This window comes from Amycolatopsis sp. NPDC006125 (assembly GCF_040614195.1).
In the GTDB taxonomy this organism is placed as follows: domain Bacteria; phylum Actinomycetota; class Actinomycetes; order Mycobacteriales; family Pseudonocardiaceae; genus Amycolatopsis_E; species Amycolatopsis_E tucumanensis.
This window is the reverse complement of the sequence record NZ_JBEXTZ010000018.1, coordinates 75,931-97,295: the sequence shown is the minus strand read 5'-3', so window position 1 is coordinate 97,295 and position 21,365 is coordinate 75,931. Positions and strand designations below refer to the sequence as shown.

The window sequence follows — 21,365 nt, the reverse complement described above, 5'->3', positions numbered from 1 at the left end:
CCAAGCTCGTACCAAGTAGGGAGATGAAATGTCCGACACCGTCAAGGTGACCGATAAGTCCTTCGCCGACGACGTTCTGACCAGCGACAAGCCGGTCCTGGTCGACTTCTGGGCGACCTGGTGCGGGCCGTGCAAGATGGTCGCCCCGGTGCTCGAGGAGATCGCCGCCGAGCACAAGGACAAGCTGACCGTCGCGAAGCTGGACATCGACGAGAACCCGGGCACCGCCCGCGACTACCAGGTCATGTCGATCCCGACGCTGATCCTGTTCCAGGGCGGCAAGCCGGTGAAGCAGATCGTCGGCGCCAAGCCGAAGGCCGCGCTGCTGTCGGATCTGTCCGACGTTCTCGCCTGACGAAGGCAACCCGGACCCGGGGGTAAACGTCTTCTACGGACGGCCCCCGGGTTTTTCCATGCTCACCCGCCCGGATGACGCACCGACCGGCCCTACGCGGTCACGGAGAGTCCTCAGGGCAGAATGGGTACCCGAGGTTAGCCCGAGACTGTTTGTGCCGCATCGGTTTTTGATCGATGCCCAAGGAAAGAGCGAGGAGTGCATGCGGGTGCTCCGCCGCGGCGACGTCGGGGACGACGTCGCTGAGATCAGGTCGATGCTGGCCTCGATCGGTCTGCTCCGGCCGGATGCCGGCAACCTGTTCGACCACGAGGTCGAACGGGCCGTCCGCGGGTTCCAGCAGCGCCGAGGGCTGCTCATCGACGGCGTCGTCGGCCCGGCCACCTACCACGTGCTGCGCGGCGCGACCTTCCACCTTGGCAGCAGGCCGCTGGCCTACCTGATCTCCTCGCCGGTGCACGGCGACGACGTGTTCGCGCTGCAGGACCGGCTGACCGAGCTGGGCTACGACGCCGGCCGCCCGGACGGCATGTTCGGCCCGAAGACCGAGCACGCACTGCGCAACTTCCAGCGCGACTACGGCCTGGTCATCGACGGCATCTGCGGCCCGGCGACCGTGCGCGCGCTGCGGCAGCTCTCCCCGCGTGCCCGTGGTGGCCGCCCGGTGCTGCTGCGCGAGCAGGAGCAGGTCCGCCAGTCCGGGCCGCGGCTGCGTGGCAAGCGGATCGTCATCGACCCCGGTCACGGCGGCGCCGACCCGGGTGTGGAGATCGGCGGCCTGCGCGAGGCCGACATCGTGTGGGACCTGGCGCGCCGTCTGGAAGGCCGGATGAAGGCCACCGGCATGGAGGCGCTGATCTCGCGTGGCCCGGACACCGGGCCTGCGGAGGCGGAGCGCGCCGCGTTCGCCAACAACGCGGGCGCCGACCTGTTCCTGTCGCTGCACTGCGACCGCAACTCCTCGCCGCACGCGCAGGGCGTCGCCTCGTTCCACTGGGGCAACGGCCTGGGCACCACGTCGACGGTGGGTGAGCTGCTGGCCGGCTACCTGCAGCGCGAGGTGGCCGCCCGCACCGGTCTGCTGGACTGCCGGACGCACGCCAAGACCTGGGACATCCTACGGCTGACGCGGTGCCCTGCGGTGCGGATGGAAATCGGCTACCTGAGCAACCCCGGCGACCGGGCGAAGCTGTCCGACCCGGCGTTCCGCGACATCGTCGCCGAGGGCATCCTGATCGCCGTCAAGCGCCTGTACCTGCTCGGTGAGGGCGACCAGCCGACCGGCACGTTCACGTTCGCCGACGTGCTCGCCCACGAGCTGGCGAAGGCCGAATAAGCCCACTCGTTCACAGCAGTTGTCCACAGAAACCTGTGGACAACTGCTGCCTTGTGGACCGTTTCTGTGGATAACTCCGTCTACGCGCGGGCTGTGCTGGGTTCGGCTGTGGTGATGGTCACCTGGCCGAGGAGCCGCTCCAGCGCCGCTTCGACGTCTTCCTTCCAGGACAGCGCCGACCGGATCTCCAGGCGCAGCCTGGGCCACTTGGGGTGCGGGCGCACGGTCTTGAACCCGACCGCGGTGAGGAAGTCGGCCGGGACCACGCAGGTGTGCCCCAGCAGCTCGTTGTCGGCGTCGTCCGGGCTCGCGTCGCCGAACGCCTCGATCGCACGCACACCGCGGCGCGTCATGTCCTTGGCGACCGCCTGGATGAGCGTGCGGCCCAGCCCGCCACCGCGGAACTCGGGCAGCACCTGGAAGCTCGTCAGCAGCACCGCGTCCGCGCTGGGCGGGGACGTGGGGAAGGCGACCGAGCGCGGCACCAGGTTCGGCGGGGCGTACAACACGAACCCGACGGGCAGCGAGTCGCTGTAGATGATGCGGCCGCAGGAGCCCCACTCCAGCAGCACCGAGGAGACCCAGGCCTCCTTCTCGACCTCGGTCTGGCCGAACTCCTCCGCCTGCGCGCGCAGGTGCGGCGCGAGCTCCCAGTACACGCACCGGCGGCAGTTCTTGGGCAGGTGTTCCAGGTTGTCGAGGGTGACGCCCACGACTCGACGCGACACCTGATCCCCTCCCCGGATTTCGCGGCGGCCGGCCCGACGTGGAGCAGGGCGTGGCGTACCGCCGCAGCCTGCTCGGCCGCATTTGAGGATAGGCGTCTGTGACCCGCGCCGGAAGGCCGGGAATATCACAAGGACGAGTGGTTACACTCGGGAAACTGACCATTCGACAGAGCGAAGTGCGATGACTGCGAATCCACCCGAGCACACTGGCCGCCGAGACCTCGATCCCCACCTCGCCCGTTACGCCGCCCGCACGGCAGGCATGACGGCGTCGGAGATCCGAGCTCTCTTCGCGGTGGCCAGCCGCCCGGAGGTGGTTTCGCTCGCCGGCGGCATGCCGAACCTCGCCGCGCTCCCGCTGGACAGCCTGTCTTCGCAGGTAGGGGAGATCATCGCGGAGGACGGCCTGGTCGCGCTGCAGTACGGCTCCGCGCAGGGCGTGCCGGTGCTGCGCGAGCAGATCTGCGAGGTCATGGCGATGGAGGGCATCAACGCGCACTCCGACGACGTCGTGGTGACCGTCGGCTCCCAGATGGGCCTGGACATGGTCACCCGGCTGTTCTGCGACCCTGGCGACGTCGTGCTGGCCGAGGGGCCGTCCTACGTGGGCGCGCTGGGCTCGTTCGCCGCGTACCAGGCGAAGGTTGTGCACGTCGTGATGGACGACCAGGGGCTGGTGCCGGAGGCGCTGCGGGAGGCACTCGCGGCCGCCGAGAAGGCCGGGCAGCGGGTCAAGTTCCTCTACACGATCCCGAACTTCCACAACCCGGCCGGCGTGACGCTCGCGGTCGAGCGGCGCGCCGAGATCCTCGCGATCTGCCGGGCGCACGGCGTGCTGGTGGTCGAGGACAACCCGTACGGACTGCTCGGCTTCGACGGCCAGACCTACCCGGCACTGCGGTCGCTCGACCCGGACAACGTCGTGTACCTGGGCTCGTTCTCCAAGACGTTCGCCTCCGGCCTGCGGGTCGGCTGGGTCCTGGCGCCGCACGCGGTGCGGGAGAAGCTGGTGCTGGCCGCGGAGTCGGCCACGCTGTGCCCACCGAGCCTCAACCAGATGATCGTGTCGCGGTACCTGGCCACGCACGACTGGAAGGGCCAGATCAAGACCTTCCGCGAGAACTACCGGGAGCGGCGGGACGCGATGCTCTCCGCCCTGGAGCAGCACCTGCCGTCCGGCTGCAGCTGGACGCACCCGGACGGCGGTTTCTACGTGTGGGTGACGGTGCCGGAGGGTGTCGACACCAAGGCGATGCTGCCGCGCGCCGTCACCGCCCGGGTCGCGTACGCGTCCGGAACCGGTTTCTACGCCGACGGTTTCGGCAGCAGGCAGATGCGGTTGTCGTACTGCTACCCGACGCCCGAGCGGATCAAGGAGGGCGTGCGACGCCTGGCCGCGGTGCTCGAGTCCGAAATGGACCTGGTGCGCACGTTCGGTAACGTCAGCATGCGCGCGATCCCCGGCCCGGAGACGCCGTCGCCGGACACGGCCTGATCGCCGCGCTGCTGAGTCCTATTTAGACTGTTGATTGAGGAGAGTGCCGGCGTGGTTATGCCGACCGTCGCCGTTCTCGCGGGCGGGCTTTCGCATGAACGCGATGTCTCGCTGCGGTCCGGCCGCAGGCTGTCCGCCGCGCTGCGGGAGCAGGGGCTGACCGTCGAGGAGTGGGACACCGACGCGGGCCTGCTCGACCGGTTGCGGTCCGAGCGGCCCGACGCGGCCGTCGTGGCACTGCACGGTGGCCAGGGCGAGAACGGGTCGGTGCAGACCGTCCTGGAGATGCTGAAGGTGCCGTACGTGGGCACCAGCTCGCGCGGGTGCCGCCGGGCGTGGGACAAGCCGACCGCGAAGGCCGTGCTGTCCGCCGCCGGGTACGCGACCCCGGACTGGGTCGTGCTGCCGCACAGCACGTTCCGGGAGCTGGGCGCGCAGGGCGTGCTGGATGCGATCGTCGACCACCTGGGCCTGCCGCTGATCCTCAAGCCCGACCAGGGCGGGTCCGCGCTGGGCGCCCAGGTCGTGCGGGACGCCGCCGAGCTTCCCGCCGCGATGGTGGGCTGCTTCGCGTACGGCGACACCGTGCTGGCGGAGCGGCTGGTCGAGGGCGTCGAGGTCGCGGTGGCGGTCGTCGAGCGGGACGGGGAGCCGGAGGCGCTGCCCGCCGTGGAGATCGTGCCGGAGAGCGGTGTCTACGACTACACCTCGCGCTACACCGCGGGGCTGACCGACTTCTTCGCGCCGGCCCGGCTGCCGGAGGCGTCCGCGAAGGCGGTCGGCGAACTGGCCGTCGCCGCGCACAAGCTGCTCGGTCTGCGGGACATCTCGCGGACCGACGCGATCGTGACCGCCGACGGCACGGTCCAGTTCCTCGAAGTGAACTCGTCGCCGGGCCTCACCGAGACGTCGACCGTGCCGATGGCGATCGAGACCGCGGGCACGTCGCTCGGCGCCGTGTTCACCGATCTCGTCGCGCGGGCGATCCGCCGGTCCGCCTGACACGTCCCCGGAACCACTGAGGGCCACCTTCCCAAGCGGGAGGTGGCCCTCAGTGTTGTCAGATCAAATCATCACCGTGACGAAACGACCTGGTGTCATTCCTCATCGGTTCGCAGCGCCTGATTTGTCCGATTCGGGTCCATGATCGAGACGATTCGCTCCAGATCGTCGATCGAGCCGAACTCGACGACGATGCGCCCCTTCCGGCGGCCGAGGTCGACCTTGACGCGGGTGTCGAAGGTGTCCGACAGCCGGTTCGCCAGATCCTGGAGACCGGGCGCCTGCATCGCCTTGCGGGGAGCGGCCTTCGGCTTGGCCGGCGCCTCGCTCTTCTTGAGAGTCACCGCCTCCTCGGTCGCGCGGACCGAGAGCCCCTCGGCGACGATGCGCGTCGCGAGCTCCTCCTGCTGCTCCGGATCTTCGAGCGAGAGCAGCGCCCGGGCGTGCCCGGCGGAGAGAACCCCGGCGGCGACGCGGCGCTGCACGGGGAGGGGGAGCTTGAGCAGCCGGATGGTGTTGGTGATGACCGGACGGCTGCGGCCGATGCGGGAGGCGAGCTCCTCGTGCGTCACCTCGAACTCGTCGAGCAGCTGCTGGTAGGCGGCCGCCTCTTCGAGCGGGTTCAGCTGGACGCGGTGGATGTTTTCCAGCAGCGCGTCCCGCAGCATCGCTTCGTCGGCGGTCTGCCGGACGATGGCCGGGATGTTCTCCAGCTCGGCCCGCTGGGACGCACGCAGACGGCGCTCGCCCATGACGAGCTCGTACTCACCGCCGCCGAGTTCGCGGACGACGATCGGCTGCATGAGGCCGAACTCGCGGATCGAGTGCTCCAGCTCGGCGAGGGCGTCCTCGTCGAAGACCTGCCGCGGCTGCTTCGGGTTGGGCTTGACCGAGCTCGTCGGGATCTCGCGGTAGACGGCGCCGGCCACCTCACCGCTGGGGACGACCTCGCTGTTGGCCGCGAACCAGTCCTTGTCACCGTTGCGAGACGGCGCCTCCGGGCGGGCCGGCGCACTGGGGGTGTTCTCGCCTGCGGGCGGTCCGGTCGGGATCAGCGCGGCCAGGCCACGCCCCAGGCCACCCCTGCGTTCGGTCATAACGTGCCCCTCCTCGATCCGTTGCTGCTGCCACGCTCCGCGAGTTCGCGAGCCGCATCGACGTAGCTCATCGCGCCCCGCGAACCCGGGTCGTACGCCAGCACGGTCTGGCCGTAGCTGGGCGCCTCGGACACCTTCACGTTGCGGGGGATGACGGTCTTGAGGACGACGTCGCCGAAGTGGTCGCGCACCTCGGCAGTCACCTGGTCGGCCAGCTTGGTGCGGCCGTCGTACATGGTGAGGAGGATCGTCGAGACGGAGAGGCTGGGGTTGAGGTGCTTCTGCACCAGCTCGATGTTGCTGAGGAGCTGCCCGAGGCCTTCGAGTGCGTAGTACTCGCACTGGATCGGGATGAGCACCTCGCGGGCGGCGACCATCGCGTTGACCGTGAGGAGGCCGAGCGAGGGCGGGCAGTCGATGAAGACGTAATCGACGCCGAGCTGGTCGACCACCTCGCCGGTGAGCGCCTCCTTCAGCCGCGATTCGCGGGAGGGCATCTCGACGAGCTCGATCTCGGCGCCGGCGAGGTCGATCGTCGCGGGAACGCAGAACAGGTTGGGGGACTGCTCGCTGACGGCCATCGCCTCGCCCAGGGGGAGGTCGCCGAGGAGGACGTCGTAGATGGAGGGGGTGCCGGAGCGGTGGTCCACGTTGAGCGCGGTGCTGGCGTTGCCCTGCGGGTCGAGGTCGATGACGAGGGTCTTGAGCCCGTGCACCGCGAGGGCCGCGGCGAGGTTGACGGCGCTGGTCGTCTTGCCGACGCCGCCCTTCTGGTTGGCGACGGTCAGCACGCGGCGCTGATCGGGCCGGGGGAGGGAGTTGGGTTCCGGGTGCAGCACGCGGGCGGCGCGCTCGGCCTCTTCGGCAATGGGGGTCCAGTCTGACGCAGGCGGGGTCACCGGCCGAGCCACCTTTCCGCAATCGACGCTGTTGGTTTCACGTGGAACATGGGTCGCATCATGCTGATCTGGCCTCCACAAGCCATCCAGTACGCCATCCTGTCATCCCGCACGGCGCGGGCGACGGGCACTTCGTACGCGCTCCACCCGCACCACGGTCGTCGGCGTTTCGAGCACGCCGACCCCGCATTCAGAGACCGTTGGAGCACCCCCACCGACGCGGGCAACCGCCTTCGCATCACGGGCAACTTCGTCCCGGGCACTAGCTCCCTTGACTGCGAGCATCATGCCACCCTCCCGGACGAGGGGGAGGCACCAGCCCGCCAATCGCGCGAGCGGAGCGACGGCCCGCGAGGTGACGACGTCCGCGGTCCCGACGCGATCCCGGAGTGCCTTCTCCTCCGCCCGGCCGCGGACGACGGTGACGTCCAGTTTGATGGTCTCGGCGACTTCGTTCAACCAGTCGGCGCGCCGAGCCATGGGCTCGACGAGAACGACCTCCAGATCCGGCCGCGCGATGGCGAGCGGCACTCCGGGAAAGCCGGCGCCGGACCCGACGTCGATCACCCGGACGCCGTCCGCGATCCGCTCACCGACGACGGCGGAGTTCAACAGGTGCCGATCCCAAAGCCGCTCCACCTCACGCGGCCCGATCAACCCCTGCTCGACGCCGAACCGCTCGAGCATCTCAGCGAAGGCGACGGCCTGATCGAGCCCATCGCCGAACACTCGCCCCGCCACGTCGGGCACCGGCACCACTAGCACTCCTCGGGTTTCACGTGAAACGACCAACGCCCCCGATTCTCCACGACGCGAACATCATCGCGGGGAGGCGGACCGCAACTGTGGACGGTTTCACGTGAAACTGCCCGAGGAGTGTCAGTGGCTGGTTCCACGTGAAACCGACGCACAGTCATAGACGCGACCCGCACGCGAGCCACCCGACCCGCACGAAGCGAGCAACCTTCCGAGAGTCTCGCGTCCGCGCAATGCGCGGCGCCGTGTCGGGCGGAGCCACCACGAGACCCGCCAACCCGCGCGGTACCACCGCCGCGGCCGTTTCGCAGCGAGCCGCGAGCGGGCCGCCGATCGGACTGCGGGCACAGGAAGAGCCACCGCTCTGACGCGCCTACCGCGGCACACCTCGTCGCCACCGCCAAAGAACCACCGCTCGAAATCGCGGACATAAAAAAGGCGGCCCACCGAAGTGGGCCGCCTTCCGAGAAACCTGAACGCCTACGCGTCCGGCATCACCACGACACGCCGCTTGGGCTCCTCGCCTTCGCTTTCGCTCTTGACGCCGCCCACCGCGGCCACCGCGTCGTGGACGACCTTTCGCTCGAACGGGCTCATCGGCTGCAGCCGCACCTTCTCGCCCGTCGCCTTGACCGTCTCGGCCGTCGTGCGGCCCAGCTCGCTCAGCTCGGCGCGGCGGCCGGCCCGCCAACCGGCGATGTCGAGCATCAGCCGGCTCCGGGTGCCGGTCTCCTGCTGCACCGCGAGCCGCGTCAGTTCCTGCAGCGCCTCAAGCACCTGGCCGCGTCCGCCGACCAGCTTCTCCAGATCGTCACCGCCGTCGATGCTCACGATCGCGCGGCCGCTCTCCACGTCGAGGTCGATGTCCCCGTCGTAGTCGAGCAGGTCCAGCAGCCGCTCCAGGTAGTCGCCCGCGATGTCGCCCTCGCGGACCAGCAGGTCCTCCGTCGACGAACCCGTCGCCTCCGCAGCGGGCGCCTCGTCGTCAGCGTCGATCGCTTCGACCGTCTCCGCCATCGTCATCTCCTTTCACCGGGCTCCAGCGCTCAGCGGCGCTTCTGCCCCGAGCCCTTCTGTCCTGAGTTCTTGCCGCCCTGCGAAGGCTTCTTGCGCTTCTGCGCCGAGCCGTTCTGCGGGCGTTGCCCCTGCTGCGGGAAGCGGTGCGGGGAGCCGGCCTTCGAGCCCGGCTTCTGCCCGGTCGCCTTGCCGTCGGCGGCCGGCTTGCCGTCGGCGGCCGGCTTGTCGGCCGCGCCGTCACCGTCGTCCGTCTTCTTCGGCTGGACCGGCTTCTGGCCCGGCTTCGGCTTCGCACCCGGGCGCGGCGCCAGCGAGTTGCGCTTCTCGGCGGCCTCGGCCTTCTTCTGCGCCTCTTCCTTGTCGATGCGCGTGTAGACCAGGCGCTGCTGCATCAGGGTCCAGCCGTTGTTCGCCAGCCAGTAGACGAGCAGACCGATCGGGAAGAACGCACCGAACACCAGAACACCGAGCGGGAAGATGTACATCGTCAGCCGCTGCATCATCTGCGTCTGCGGCGTGATCGCCTCGGGGTTCAGGTTCTGCCGCTGCGCCGAGTGCCGCGCGGTCAGGTGGGTCAGGACCGACGCGAGGATCATCAGCGGGATCGCGACCGGCGCGACGTGCCAGTGCCAGCCGCCGCCCTGACCGCCCAGCATCGAGGCGTTGTGGATGGCATCGCCGATGTTGACGCCGAACAGCTTCGCGTGCACGTACGACTCGACGCCGGCCTGGTCGAAGAAGTAGTTCTCCGTCTTCGGGCTGCCGTCCGCGGGCTGGATGGAGAACGCGCGCAGCACCCAGTTCAGACCGATGAACACCGGGATCTGCAGCAGCATCGGCAGGCAGCTGCCCAGCGGGTTGACGCCGTGCTCCTTCTGGAGCTTCTGCATCTCCATCGCCTGGCGCTGGCGGTCGTTCGCGTACTTCTTCTGAATCTTCTTCAGTTCCGGCGCGAACTCCTGCATCTTCTTCATCGACCGGACCTGGTTCACGAACGGCTTGAACATGATGCCGCGAACCGTGAAGGTCAGGAAGATGATCGCCAGGAGCCAGGTGATCGCGTTGTCGGCCCCGAAGACGAACCCGAAGACCTTGTGCCAACACCACAGGATGAAGGACACGGGGTAGTAGATGAAGTCGAGCACTGAGCTACTCCTCGGTTGACAAACCAGGTCTCTGGTGGCGCCACGAGAACACCTCAGGCACCGGGTCGCGGCCGGGCATCGTCCACGGGCCGCAGCGCAGCAGCCGTCGGAGGGCGAGGTAACTGCCCTTCGCGGCGCCGAAGCGGGTCAGAGCCTCGACCGCGTACGTGCTGCAGCTGGGGTAGAAGCGGCAGCTCGGCGGGAGGTAGGGCGAGATGAAACGGCGGTAGAACCGCAGCGGGAGCAACAACACCTGGGCGACCGGCCCAGGGCGCTCGACCTTCCGCGGTGCATCGGTGCTGGCGTCATTCACCGGCGTGGCCCCTCATGTCCGCGGCCGTGTCCGGCCGGGGTGTCGCCGGGCCGTCGGATGGGCGGCCCGGGAGCAGGCTCAGCCGTTTCAGCGCCGCGTCCAGATCGGCACCGAGTTCGGCACTGGACGCGGTGGCCGCCGGCGGCAGGGCCCTCACGACCAACGAACTGCCGGGCGGCACGGTTCCGAGGCGCTGCATGACGAGATGCCGCAGGCGCCGGGTCACCCGGTGGCGCACAACCGAGTTGCCCACGGCCTTGCTCACCACAAAACCCGCCCGCGGCGTTCCCGCGGACGGGTCGGTGGACTGAACCGCGTGCACCACGAGGCGGCGCCGACCTGCCCGAGCACCCCTGCGCATGACCTCGCGGAAGTCCTCACTGCGCCGCAACCGGGCGGCACGGGGCAGCACGTCGCGCCTCGGAACGGCGCTATCAGGCGGACAGCTTCTCGCGGCCCTTGCGACGACGGGCCGACAGGATCGCACGACCGGCGCGGGTGCGCATCCGCAGCCGGAAGCCGTGGGTCCGGGCGCGTCGACGGTTGTTCGGCTGGAAGGTGCGCTTACCCTTGCTCACTGCTAACTCCTGGTCTCGACATACTCGGCGGCAAGCTGGAGCCACCGATCAGCTCGGGGGTGTCTCGAATCGCGCGCATGCGAACAAACCCGTCGCGCGCGGGAGACTTATCGAGAGTACGCACCCCGCTCACCGGTCCGGCAACCGGCCCCCTCAACCACAGCGGGGGACCGAGTGGCGACGCCACGTGAGGCATGCCATCCTGGCTCCCACGGTGCCTTGTGGCACGGCACGGGCCTTTGTTAGCGTGTCTCCTCTTGGGTCACCCGTTCGAGGTGCTCGGCGCCGCCGTAAGAAGGTGTGGAGGCTCTGGCTGGCGTAGGTTCGCACCCGCAGGTGGAGTGACTGCGGGCCGCCGTACATTAGTGCACAGTTGTGGACAACTCTGTGGATACTTGCTGCGCGCGGTGACCAGGGGGCTGCGAGGCGCCGCTCGTGTGAGTGAGCCAGGCGCCCGGCTCGGGTGTTCTTCGAGGTCGGTGGGGTCGTCCGGGGTGACGAGGGGAGGGGACGAAGTCGGTGTCCGAGCACCAGTTGAATCTGGGCGTGGTCTGGGACCAGGTGGTCCGGGAGCTGTCGGACGGCACGCTTTCGCCTCAGCAGCGGGCCTGGATGCGAGTCACCCGCCCGATCGGCCTGCTCGACGGCACGGCCCTGCTCGCCGCCCCGAGTGACTTCGCCAAGGAAGCGATCGAGCGCGCCCTGCGGGACCCGATCACGCACGCGCTCTCGCGCCGGCTCGGCCGTCCCGTCTCGCTGGCCGTGAAGGTCGACACCGCCGAGGTGACCCCGCCTCCTCCGCCGCCCGCCCCGTACCCGTCACCCGCCCGGGTGGAAACGGCGCCCGTCGCCGCGGCCGAGGCGCCGGTGATGCCCCCGAAGATGCCGCCGCTCGACGACGGCATGCTCCCGCCGCTGCGGCGGGTCCGGGCGCACCCGCCGGAACCGGTGAAGGCCGTCCTGCCCGAGGACGACGGTGACGAGGAAGTCGACGAAGAGGGCGAGGCCCTGGCCGCCGCGCACGAGATCTGGCCGATGTTCTCCGGCCAGCCGAGCGCGGGCCAGCCCTACACCGCGCCTGCCCAGCCGGAGACGTCGAAGACGCGGCTCAACGAGAAGTACACGTTCGACACGTTCGTCATCGGCGCGTCCAACCGCTTCGCGCACGCGGCCGCGTTCGCCGTCGCGGAGGCGCCCTCCCGCGCGTATAACCCGCTGTTCATCTGGGGCGAATCCGGGCTGGGCAAGACGCACCTGCTGCACGCCGTCGGGCACTACGCTCAGCGGCTCTTCCCCGGCATGCGCGTGCGCTACGTCTCGACCGAAGAATTCACCAACGACTTCATCAACTCGCTGCGCGACGACCGGAAGGTGGCGTTCCAGCGGCGCTACCGGGACATCGACATCCTGCTCGTCGACGACATCCAGTTCCTGGAGGGCAAGGAAGGTACTCAGGAGGAGTTCTTCCACACCTTCAACACGCTGCACAACTCGAACAAGCAGATCGTGGTGTCCTCGGACCGGCCGCCGAAGCGGCTGGAGACCCTGGAGGACCGGCTGCGCACGCGGTTCGAGTGGGGCCTCATCACCGACATCCAGCCGCCCGAACTGGAGACGCGCATCGCGATCCTCCGCAAGAAGGCGGCGCAGGACCGGCTGGCCGTGCCGGGTGACGTGCTCGAGTTCATCGCCTCGCGCGTGGAGGCGAACATCCGCGAACTGGAGGGCGCGCTCATCCGCGTCACCGCGTTCGCGTCGCTGAACCAGCAGCCGGTGGACGTCGGTCTCGCCGAGATCGTGCTGCGCGACCTGATCCCGGACTCGCAGGCGCCGGAGATCAGCGCGCCGACGATCATGGCCACCACGGCCGAGTTCTTCGACGTGACGGTCGACGACCTGTGCGGCCCCGGCAAGACGAAAGCCCTTGCCACGGCGCGGCAGATCGCGATGTACCTGTGCCGCGAGCTGACGGACATGTCGCTGCCGAAGATCGGGCAGACGTTCGGCGGCCGCGACCACACGACGGTCATGCACGCGGACAAGAAGATCCGCAAGGAGATGGCCGAGCGCCGGCGGATCTACGACCAGGTGCAGGAACTCACCGCGCGCATCAAACAGCGCGCCCGTCAGTAGCCCGCTCCGCGCACACCGCTTCGATCGCCGCGATCGCGCGGGCGATCGGCCACTGCTCCTCGCTCCCGCGCCGGACGCAGCCGACGATGCGCCGCGACGGACGCGGGTTGCCGCGCAACGGAATCCGCACCACCTCGTGCTGCGGTGGCAGGGGAGCGAGCCGCGGCACAAGGCACACCCCGAGCCCGGCGGCGACGAGCGCGGACACCGCGAACCACTCCTTGGCTTCGTGCGCGATGCGCGGCGTGAAACCGGCGGCGGCACAAGCGGCTTGCAGGAGCGTGTACGTGTCGTTGTGGCGCGGCTTCACGATCCACGGTTCACGCGCGGCGTCGGCGAGTTCCACCGCGTCCTGCCGAGTCAGGGGATGTCCGGCGGCGACGAGGAGGTCCTGCGGGTCGTCGAGGAGCGGCCACTGCGTGAAGCGGGGGTCGTCGACGGGCGGCGCTTCGGGCGTGGGCAGCACGACGGCGATGTCGGCCGCCTCGGCGAGCAACAGCTCGTAGCAGTCAGCGCTTTCCTCTTCTATTACGCGCGCCGTCAGCCGCGGGTGCTCCTGCCGCAGCCGCGTGACCGCAGGACCGAGCAACGCGGCGACCGTCGACGAGACGCCGCACATGCGCACGGCGCCGACCTCTTCGCCCGCGGTCAGGTCGGCCCGCGCCCGTTCCCATTGCGCGAACAGCGAATCCGCGTGCTCGAGCAACACCACCGCGGCGGGGGTCAACCGGACGCGCCGCCCATCGCGGCGCAGCAGTTCGACACCGACCTCCTTGGCGAGCAACCGGAGTTGCTGCGAGACCGCCGACGGGGTCAGGTGCAGCGCCTCCGCGGCGGCCGTGACGGTGCCGTGCTCGGCCAGTACCCGGAGGACGCTCAGGCGCCGGAGGTCGATCATGTAGTGGAGGCTAAAGAGTTCCGTGCGCGAAGTCTCGATGGATCTTCACCGGGTCCGCGCCAAGACTCGACGGCATGGGAGCCGCACTTCTCGTCCTCGGCAGCGTCGTCAGCGTGCAGACCGGGCAGGCGTTCGGGAAGCAGCTCTTCGCCGCGGCCGGCCCCGGCGGGGTGGTCGCCTTGCGGCTCTCCTTCGCCGCGCTCGTGCTGCTGGCGATCCACCGCCCGGCGTTGCCGTCGCGCCGCAACCTGCCGCCGGTGCTGGGTTTCGGCGTGGCGATCGCCGGGATGAACCTGATCTACCCGGCGCTGGGTTTCCTGCCGCTGGGCGTGGCGAGCGCGTTGCAGTTGCTCGGTCCGCTGGGGGTCGCGGTGGCGACGGCACGGCGCGCGCGTGACGTCGGTTTCGCTCTGGTCGCCGCCTTCGGGGTGTGGCTGTTCCATTCGCCGTCCGGGACGACGCTTCCGGCGGCCGGAGTCACGCTCGCTCTGCTGTCCGCCGTGTCGATGGGCGGATACCTGGTGCTGAGCCGGAAAGTCGGCGCGAGTGTCCCGGATGGATCGATGCTCGCGCTCGCGGTGACGGTGGCCGCGATCCTCGCGCTGCCCTTCGGCGTGACCGCGCCGGTGTGGCGGCCTTCCTTGCTGCTGGCGGGATTCGGCGTCGCGGTGCTGTCGGCCGTGATCCCGTACTCGCTCGATCTCGCCGCGCTGCGCCGGGTTCCACCGCGCACGGTCGCGGTGCTGGAGAGCCTCGAAGCGGCAGTGGCGGGAGTGGCCGGCGCGCTTGTTCTCGGTGAGCGGCTGCCGTTCGCCGCGTGGGCCGGGATCGCTTGTGTGACAGCGAGTGCGGCCGCGGCGGGCCGCGCTGCGGCGCGAAATCTGTGATCCCAGTAACGAGAACGCATCGATCGACGCGAGCGCGGTCACCCACTGGGTTGGTTCCACAGCGACCGCGTCTGTGCGCGGCCATGGGGACGAACATCCCCACAACTGGGGACAGTTCTGTGGACAGCTGGCGACAACTGTGGATCAGTTGGGGAGCGCCCGAAGTTGTCCACGGACGGCCCGAGTTGTCCACCGGTAGTACTCCACAGATGTCCACACCCCGCCGCGCGAGCGGACCTGCGACGACGGCAGTAGTCCCCAGAATCCACAGCCCCTATTACTGTCACTGCCCTTGGTTTTTTCTCAAGAAGTCCTTCGGAGAAAAACAGGGGGCTGTGGACATGGGGACAGAGCTCCGGACGAGATCGTCTTATCGACAAATCGATGGGCTGCCCCGAGTGACGCCGGTGCCGCTCACGTTCTAACGTGGGTATCCACACCCAGCCCGCTCGTCGTTGGCGACATCGGCACCGGGCCACACCACACTGCGAGATCCCTGGCCAGCGCGCTGCTCGAGGCCTGCCCGGGGACGTTTGTCGATCTTCTCGGGCCGCGATGAGGGGCTCGGCTGTCGAAAGGATGGGCACATGAAGATCCGCGTCGAGCGCGACGGGCTCGCGGACGCCGTCGCGTGGGTGGCACGCAGCCTGCCGTCGAGGCCACCGGTCCCGGTCCTGGGCGGGGTGCTGCTCGACGCCGGATCCGACGGCTCCACCGACGCGCTCACCGTCTCCGGCTTCGACTACGAGGTCTCCGCGACGGTCGGCGTCCCGGCGACGATCGCCGACGGCGGCAGGCTGCTGGTGTCCGGGCGGCTGCTCGCCGACATCACCAAGGCGCTCCCGGCCCAGCCGGTCGAGATCTCCGTCGAGGGCTCCCGCGCCTCCATCACCTGCGGCAGCGCCCGGTTCAGCCTGCCGACCATGCCGGTCGAGGACTACCCGCAGCTGCCGGCCCAGCCGACGTTCGCCGGCGAGGTCGCCGGTGAGGCGTTCGGCCAGGCGGTCACCCAGGTCGCCGTCGCGGCGGGCAAGGACGACACCCTGCCGATGCTGACCGGCATGCGGCTGGAGATCTCCGGCAACTCGCTCACCCTCGTCGCCACCGACCGCTTCCGCCTGGCGATGCGCGAGTTCGCGTGGGAGCCCGCCGAGGGCCTGGCCGACGCCGCGGTGCTCGTCCCGGCGCGCACCCTCGCCGAGGCGGCCAAGTCGCTCGGCACCGCGGGCAACAAGGTGTCCGTCGGGCTCGCCAGCGGCGAGGGCCTGCTCGGCCTGTCCGGCAACGGCCGCTACACGACCACCCGGCTGCTCGACGCCGAGTTCCCGCCATACCGGCAGCTCCTCCCGAACCAGCACTCCTCCCGCGCGGTGATCGAGGTGTCCCCGCTCTCGGAGGCGATCAAACGTGTGTCGCTGGTGGCGGAGCGGGGTACCCAGGTCCGGCTGGAGTTCGGCGACAACTCGCTGCGCCTGTCGGCCGGCGGCGACGACGAGGGCAGCGCCGAAGAGGAGCTGCCGGTGGAGTACGAAGGCGAGCCGGTGACGATCGCGTTCAACCCGGGCTACCTCGTCGACGGCCTGGGCGCGCTGCACCACGACCGCGCCGAGCTGACCTTCACCACCCCGAACCGTCCGGCTTTGATCAAGCCGGCCGATGAGCAGGGCCAGGTCGTTCCTGGTTACCTCTATCTACTGATGCCGGTCCGCCTACCCGGCTGACCGCGACGGAGAAAGCACGAAGGGGAGTTCCATGGTTCAGCTGGGACTGGTCGGCCTCGGCCGGATGGGCTTCAACATGCGCGAGCGGCTGCGCGCCGCCGGGCACGAGGTGGTCGGCTTCGACCGCAACCAGGCGGTCTCGGACTCGACCTCGCTCGCCGACATGGTGTCCAAACTGGACGCTCCGCGGATCGTCTGGGTGATGGTCCCCGCGGGCGGGCCGACCCGCGAGACGGTGGCCGAGCTGGGTGAGCTGCTCGCCGAGGGCGATCTGGTGATCGACGGCGGCAACTCCCGGTTCACCGACGACAAGCACAACGCCGAGGTGCTGTCCGCCAAGGGCATCGGCTACCTCGACTGCGGTGTGTCCGGTGGCGTGTGGGGCAAGGAGAACGGCTACGGCCTGATGGTCGGCGGCGACAAGGAGCTCGTCGAGCGCGCCATGCCGATCTTCGACGCGCTGCGCCCGGACGGCCCGCGCGAGGAGGGCTTCTCGCACGCCGGCTCGGTCGGCGCGGGCCACTACGCGAAGATGATCCACAACGGCATCGAGTACGGCCTGATGCAGGCCTACGCCGAAGGCTTCGAGCTGCTCGAGGCCGCGAAGGTCGTCGAGGACGTGCCGGCCGTGATCAAGGGCTGGCAGCGCGGCACCGTCGTCCGGTCCTGGCTGCTCGACCTGCTGGTGCGGGCGCTGGACGAGGACCCGGAGCTGGACGACCTCGAGGGCTACGTCGAGGACTCCGGCGAGGGCCGGTGGACGCTGGAGGAGGCCATCAACCACGCGGTGCCGGCGCCGGTGATCTCGGCCGCGCTGTTCGCGCGGTTCGCCTCGCGGCGGAAGGACTCGTCCGCCATGCGCGCCGTCGCGGCGCTGCGCAACCAGTTCGGCGGCCACGCCGTGAAGAAGGCCGGCGAGTAGGCACCCAGCCGTGCACATACGGCACCTGCAGGTCACCGACTTCCGCTCCTGGGAGCACGCTGACCTGCCGCTCACCCCCGGACCGACGGTCCTCGTCGGCCAGAACGGCCGCGGGAAGACCAACCTGCTGGAGGCGATCGGCTACCTGGCGACCCTCGGGTCGCACCGGGTCGCGACGGACGCCCCGCTGGTGCGGCACGGTTGTGAGCGGGCACTCGTGCGGGCGGCCGTGGTCAACGAGGACCGCGAGCTGACCGTCGAGCTGGAGATCAACCCCGGCCGGGCGAACCGCGCCCGGGTCAACCGGGGCGCGGTCGGGAAGCCACGGGACATCCTCGGGATCCTGCGCACCGTGTTGTTCTCCCCGGAGGACCTGGCGCTGGTGCGCGGCGACCCGGGTGAGCGCCGCCGGTTCATGGACGAGCTGCTGGTGCAGCGCGCGCCCCGGTACGCGGGGGTGCGCGCCGACTACGAGCGGATCCTCAAACAGCGCAACGCGTTGTTGAAGACGGCGGGCAAGAAGAAGGGCGCGGCGCGCGACGACCCGTACGCGCTGTCGACCCTGGAGGTGTGGGACAACCACCTCTCGGTGGTCGGCGCCCAGCTGCTCGCCGCGCGGCTCGACCTGGTCGCCGACCTCGGGCCGCACACCACCGCGGCCTACGCCGGGGTGGCGCCCGACTCGCGGCCGGCGAAGATCTCGTACCGGTCCAGCCTCGGCGCGGCGCTGCCCGAGGGGTACGGGGTTCCGGACGGGAAACGCGCCGAACCGGAGGTCCTCACCGGCCTCCTGGTGGAGGCGATGGCGCAGGTCCGGCAGCAGGAGCTGGAACGGGGGATCAGCCTGGTCGGGCCGCACCGCGACGAGCTGGAAATCATCCTCGGCGAGGCCCCCGCGAAGGGCTACGCGAGCCATGGGGAATCCTGGTCGTTCGCCCTCGCGCTGCGGCTGGCGTCCTACGAGCTGCTGCGGCGGGAAGCGGGTGAGCCGGTGCTCCTGCTCGACGACGTCTTCGCCGAGCTCGACCGGCGGCGCCGGTCACGGCTGGCCGAGGTGGCCGCGGGTGCCGAACAGGTGCTGGTCACCGCGGCGGTGGACGAGGACGTGCCAGGGGAACTCGCCGGGGTCCGGTTCACCGTCGCCGACGGGGAGGTGCGCAGTGCCTGATGACGAACGGCCTGGTGAGCCACGGCGAGTGACCGGCGACACAGGAGTTACCCACCGATCTGGGGACAACTCTGTGGATAGTGTGGATAACACGGTGAACGCGTTATCGCCCCGCGTGACCAAGCGGCCAAACGAGCGATCTTCAACCGCGCCACAAGCGGCGCAGACTCCCCAGAAGAGTGGATCAGACACGGACGGTGACGTCCCGGCTGGGCCGAACGGGAACACTACCGGACGTGATCTCGTCCGCTCCGCACTGGCCGCCGCTCGCGCCAAGGCCGACGCCAGGGGCACCGAGCCGGGCAGGCGGAAGTTCGAGCTCGGCGGCCAGAGCCCGCGCCGGCGCCGCTGGTCGGGAGCCGGCCCGGACGCCCGCGACCCGCAGCCGTTCGGCCGCCTCGTCGGGCGGCTGGTCGCCGAACGCGGCTGGCAGGAGCGCGTGACCAGCAGCCGGGTCTTCGGCGAGTGGGCCCGCCTGGTCGGCGAGGACGTCGCCGAGCACGCCCAGCCGGTGACGCTGAAGGACGGCGAGCTCACCGTCCGCGCCGACTCGACAGCGTGGGCCACGCAGCTGCGCCTGCTGCAGAGCCAGCTCATCGCCAAGATCGCCGCTGGGGTGGGACACGGCGTGGTCAAGCGCATGCGCATCCACGGCCCGACCGCCCCGAGCTGGCGGAAGGGCCCGCGGCACGTGCCCGGTCGCGGGCCACGCGACACCTATGGGTGACTGAGCGCGTCGTATCGCGGCTCGACCCCCGCCGGATAGCGCCGGACCCGGCGACGCTCGCGTTCGGGCCTCTGTGACGAAATCAGGGGTGTCCTTGCGGCATGTCAGCGGAGCTGGCCAAGTAGACTGGAGGGCAGTGGGGGAGTCCCTTGGGCAAGACTGAGGAGAAAGCAGGCTCGTGGCAGCTCAGCAGAACGACTACAACGCGTCCTCCATCACGGTGCTCGAGGGTCTCGAGGCGGTCCGCAAGCGGCCAGGCATGTACATCGGTTCCACCGGTGAACGCGGTCTGCACCACCTGATCTGGGAGGTCGTCGACAACTCGGTCGACGAGGCCATGGCTGGCTACGCGACGAAGGTCGAGGTCACCCTCCTCGCCGACGGCGGCGTCCGCGTGGTCGACGACGGCCGCGGCATCCCCGTCGAGGAGCACCCGGTCCACAAGAAGTCGACGCTGGAGATCGTGCACACCGTGCTGCACGCGGGCGGCAAGTTCGACAGCGAGAGCTACGCGGTGTCCGGCGGTCTGCACGGCGTCGGCGTCTCCGTCGTCAACGCCCTGTCCAGGGCGCTCGACGTCGAGGTCTCCCGCGATGGCAAGAAGTGGCGCCAGCACTACGACCACTCCAAGCCCGGCCCGCTGGAGGAGGTCGGCCCCGCCGAGGGCACCGGCACCTCCACCACCTTCTGGGCCGACCCGGACATCTTCGAGACCACGACGTACAACACCGAGACGGTCTCGCGCCGCCTGCAGGAGATGGCCTTCCTGAACAAGGGCCTGAGCATCACGTTGCGCGACGAGCGGGTCACCGAGGCGGAGACCGAGGCCGACGCCGACGGCAAGCAGGCGCGGGTCAAGGAGCGCGTCTACCACTACCCGGGCGGGCTCGAGGACTTCGTCAAGCACATCAACGGCTCGAAGGACCCGATCCACTCCAGCATCATCTGCTTCGACTCCAAGGGCGACGGCCTCGAGGTCGAGGTCGCGATGCAGTGGAACAACTCGTTCACGCCGTCGGTGCACACCTTCGCCAACACCATCAACACCCATGAGGGTGGGACCCACGAGGAGGGCTTCCGCGCTGCGCTGACCCGCGTGGTCAACGCGTACGCGCGGGACAAGAAACTCCTCAAGGAGAAGGACGAGAACCTCTCCGGCGACGACGTGCGCGAGGGCCTGACCGCGATCATCTCGATCAAGCTGGCCGAGCCGCAGTTCGAGGGCCAGACCAAGACCAAGCTGGGCAACAGCGAGGCCAAGTCGTTCGTCCAGTCCAAGACCAACGAGTGGCTGTCCGACTGGTTCGAGCGCAACCCGAGCGAAGCCAAAACGATCATCAACAAGGCGCTGTCCAGCGCGCAGGCGCGGATGGCCGCCCGCCGGGCGCGCGACCTGGTGCGCCGCAAGGGCGCGCTGGAGATCGGCGGACTGCCCGGCAAGCTCAAGGACTGCCAGTCGACCAACCCGGAGGAGTGCGAGCTCTACATCGTGGAGGGTGACTCCGCGGGCGGGTCGGCCAAGGAGGGGCGGGAGTCGCGGTTCCAGGCGATCCTGCCGATCCGGGGCAAGATCATCAACGTGGAGAAGGCCCGCATCGACCGGGTGCTCAAGAACAACGAGGTCCAGTCGCTGATCACCGCGCTGGGCACCGGCATCCACGACGACTTCGACCTCTCCAAGCTGCGGTACCACAAGATCGTGCTGATGGCCGACGCCGACGTCGACGGCCAGCACATCCGCACCCTGCTGCTGACGCTGCTGTTCCGGTTCATGCGCCCGCTGATCGAGCACGGCCACGTCTACCTCGCGCAGCCGCCGCTCTACAAGATCAAGTGGCCGCGGTCGGAGCCGGAGTACGCGTACTCGGACAAGGAGCGCGACGGTCTGCTCGCGGCCGGCGCCGAAGCCGGCCGCAAGGTGCCGAAGGAAGACGGCATCCAGCGGTACAAGGGTCTCGGCGAGATGAACGCCGAAGAGCTGTGGGAGACCACGATGGACCCGTCCCGCCGTCTGCTGCTGCAGGTCACGCTGGACGACGCCGCCGCGGCGGACGAGCTGTTCAGCGTTCTGATGGGCGAGGACGTCGAAGCCCGGCGCTCGTTCATCACCCGCAACGCCAAGGACGTCCGCTTCCTCGACGTGTAGCGCGCCCCCGCCTCCTTTTCCCATTCGTCAGTAGAAGGACCC

The 21,365-nt window shown here is 69.6% G+C and carries 21 protein-coding genes; 11 read left to right on the top strand and 10 right to left on the bottom strand.

All coding sequences use genetic code 11. The annotated features are described in order from the left end of the window. The first annotated feature begins 28 nt into the window (after positions 1-28). Both trxA and ABZ193_RS12250 read left to right on the top strand, forming a co-directional pair. Entirely contained in the window at positions 29-355 is a 327-nt protein-coding gene (gene trxA / locus ABZ193_RS12255) for a thioredoxin (protein ID WP_017985934.1), read from the top strand. A gap of 202 nt (positions 356-557) precedes the next feature. Continuing rightward, positions 558-1,691: an N-acetylmuramoyl-L-alanine amidase gene (locus ABZ193_RS12250; RefSeq protein WP_020416221.1), complete on the top strand. Its 1,134-nt coding sequence runs from the start codon at positions 558-560 to the stop codon at positions 1,689-1,691. Positions 1,692-1,771: 80 nt separating this feature from the next. On the opposite strand, the gene ABZ193_RS12245 is transcribed toward ABZ193_RS12250, so the two are convergent. Continuing rightward, entirely contained in the window at positions 1,772-2,419 is a 648-nt protein-coding gene (locus ABZ193_RS12245) for a GNAT family N-acetyltransferase (protein WP_027935576.1), read from the bottom strand. 181 nt (positions 2,420-2,600) lie between these two features. Here ABZ193_RS12245 and ABZ193_RS12240 point away from each other — a divergent pair, with 181 nt between their 5' ends. Continuing rightward, positions 2,601-3,914 carry a PLP-dependent aminotransferase family protein gene (locus tag ABZ193_RS12240; protein ID WP_354709841.1) on the top strand — a complete coding sequence of 438 codons (1,314 nt, stop codon included), beginning with the start codon at positions 2,601-2,603 and terminating at the stop codon, positions 3,912-3,914. Between the two features lie 51 nt (positions 3,915-3,965). Beyond that, positions 3,966-4,916 (top strand): D-alanine--D-alanine ligase, encoded by a 951-nt coding sequence (locus ABZ193_RS12235; protein WP_354709839.1) that lies wholly within the window; start codon positions 3,966-3,968, stop codon positions 4,914-4,916. A gap of 95 nt (positions 4,917-5,011) precedes the next feature. Here the strand turns inward: ABZ193_RS12235 and ABZ193_RS12230 are convergent, their stop codons facing one another. From ABZ193_RS12230 to rpmH, 8 genes are all read right to left on the bottom strand, one after another. After that, positions 5,012-6,013 carry a ParB/RepB/Spo0J family partition protein gene (locus tag ABZ193_RS12230; RefSeq protein WP_020416225.1) on the bottom strand — a complete coding sequence of 334 codons (1,002 nt, stop codon included), beginning with the start codon at positions 6,011-6,013 and terminating at the stop codon, positions 5,012-5,014. Continuing rightward, positions 6,010-6,912 (bottom strand): ParA family protein, encoded by a 903-nt coding sequence (locus tag ABZ193_RS12225; protein ID WP_084506005.1) that lies wholly within the window; start codon positions 6,910-6,912, stop codon positions 6,010-6,012. Before ABZ193_RS12225 ends, ABZ193_RS12230 begins: the two co-directional genes overlap by 4 nt. A 102-nt stretch (positions 6,913-7,014) precedes the next feature. After that, positions 7,015-7,671 (bottom strand): 16S rRNA (guanine(527)-N(7))-methyltransferase RsmG, encoded by a 657-nt coding sequence (gene rsmG, locus ABZ193_RS12220; RefSeq protein ID WP_354709838.1) that lies wholly within the window; start codon positions 7,669-7,671, stop codon positions 7,015-7,017. A gap of 477 nt (positions 7,672-8,148) precedes the next feature. Continuing rightward, positions 8,149-8,685 (bottom strand): R3H domain-containing nucleic acid-binding protein, encoded by a 537-nt coding sequence (locus tag ABZ193_RS12215; RefSeq protein WP_020416228.1) that lies wholly within the window; start codon positions 8,683-8,685, stop codon positions 8,149-8,151. A 29-nt stretch (positions 8,686-8,714) separates the two neighbouring features. After that, on the bottom strand, positions 8,715-9,830 hold the full coding sequence (yidC, locus tag ABZ193_RS12210; protein WP_020416229.1) for a membrane protein insertase YidC: 1,116 nt from the start codon (positions 9,828-9,830) through the stop codon (positions 8,715-8,717). 4 nt (positions 9,831-9,834) lie between these two features. After that, positions 9,835-10,143 (bottom strand): membrane protein insertion efficiency factor YidD, encoded by a 309-nt coding sequence (gene yidD, locus ABZ193_RS12205; protein ID WP_027935580.1) that lies wholly within the window; start codon positions 10,141-10,143, stop codon positions 9,835-9,837. Beyond that, positions 10,136-10,555, bottom strand: coding sequence for a ribonuclease P protein component (gene rnpA / locus ABZ193_RS12200; RefSeq protein WP_081617639.1), 420 nt, complete (start codon positions 10,553-10,555; stop codon positions 10,136-10,138). The genes yidD and rnpA overlap by 8 nt, the downstream gene beginning before the upstream one ends. Positions 10,556-10,577: 22 nt before the next feature. After that, complete coding sequence (gene rpmH / locus ABZ193_RS12195; protein ID WP_017985946.1) at positions 10,578-10,721, bottom strand: 50S ribosomal protein L34; 144 nt, start codon at positions 10,719-10,721, stop codon at positions 10,578-10,580. Between the two features lie 519 nt (positions 10,722-11,240). Between rpmH and dnaA the strand changes: the two genes are divergently transcribed. Next, complete coding sequence (gene dnaA / locus ABZ193_RS12190; protein WP_020416231.1) at positions 11,241-12,854, top strand: chromosomal replication initiator protein DnaA; 1,614 nt, start codon at positions 11,241-11,243, stop codon at positions 12,852-12,854. Here the strand turns inward: dnaA and ABZ193_RS12185 are convergent. Beyond that, positions 12,832-13,752, bottom strand: coding sequence for a LysR family transcriptional regulator (locus tag ABZ193_RS12185; RefSeq protein ID WP_020416232.1), 921 nt, complete (start codon positions 13,750-13,752; stop codon positions 12,832-12,834). The genes dnaA and ABZ193_RS12185 overlap by 23 nt on opposite strands. A gap of 74 nt (positions 13,753-13,826) precedes the next feature. On the opposite strand from ABZ193_RS12185, the gene ABZ193_RS12180 reads away from it, so the two are divergent. The 6 genes from ABZ193_RS12180 (at position 13,827) to gyrB (ending at position 21,323) form a co-directional block, all read left to right on the top strand. Then, positions 13,827-14,639 (top strand): EamA family transporter, encoded by an 813-nt coding sequence (locus ABZ193_RS12180; RefSeq protein ID WP_354709837.1) that lies wholly within the window; start codon positions 13,827-13,829, stop codon positions 14,637-14,639. A gap of 587 nt (positions 14,640-15,226) precedes the next feature. After that, positions 15,227-16,360: a DNA polymerase III subunit beta gene (gene dnaN / locus ABZ193_RS12175; RefSeq protein WP_017985951.1), complete on the top strand. Its 1,134-nt coding sequence runs from the start codon at positions 15,227-15,229 to the stop codon at positions 16,358-16,360. Between the two features lie 31 nt (positions 16,361-16,391). Continuing rightward, a complete protein-coding gene (gnd, locus tag ABZ193_RS12170) occupies positions 16,392-17,282 on the top strand; it encodes a phosphogluconate dehydrogenase (NAD(+)-dependent, decarboxylating) (protein WP_020416235.1) in 891 nt (296 codons plus the stop codon). 10 nt (positions 17,283-17,292) lie between these two features. After that, entirely contained in the window at positions 17,293-18,450 is a 1,158-nt protein-coding gene (gene recF / locus ABZ193_RS12165; protein WP_354709836.1) for a DNA replication/repair protein RecF, read from the top strand. Positions 18,451-18,706: 256 nt separating this feature from the next. Further along, positions 18,707-19,177 carry a DciA family protein gene (locus ABZ193_RS12160; protein ID WP_039791185.1) on the top strand — a complete coding sequence of 157 codons (471 nt, stop codon included), beginning with the start codon at positions 18,707-18,709 and terminating at the stop codon, positions 19,175-19,177. Positions 19,178-19,355: 178 nt separating this feature from the next. After that, a complete protein-coding gene (gene gyrB, locus ABZ193_RS12155) occupies positions 19,356-21,323 on the top strand; it encodes a DNA topoisomerase (ATP-hydrolyzing) subunit B (RefSeq protein WP_354709834.1) in 1,968 nt (655 codons plus the stop codon). Positions 21,324-21,365 lie beyond the last annotated feature (42 nt).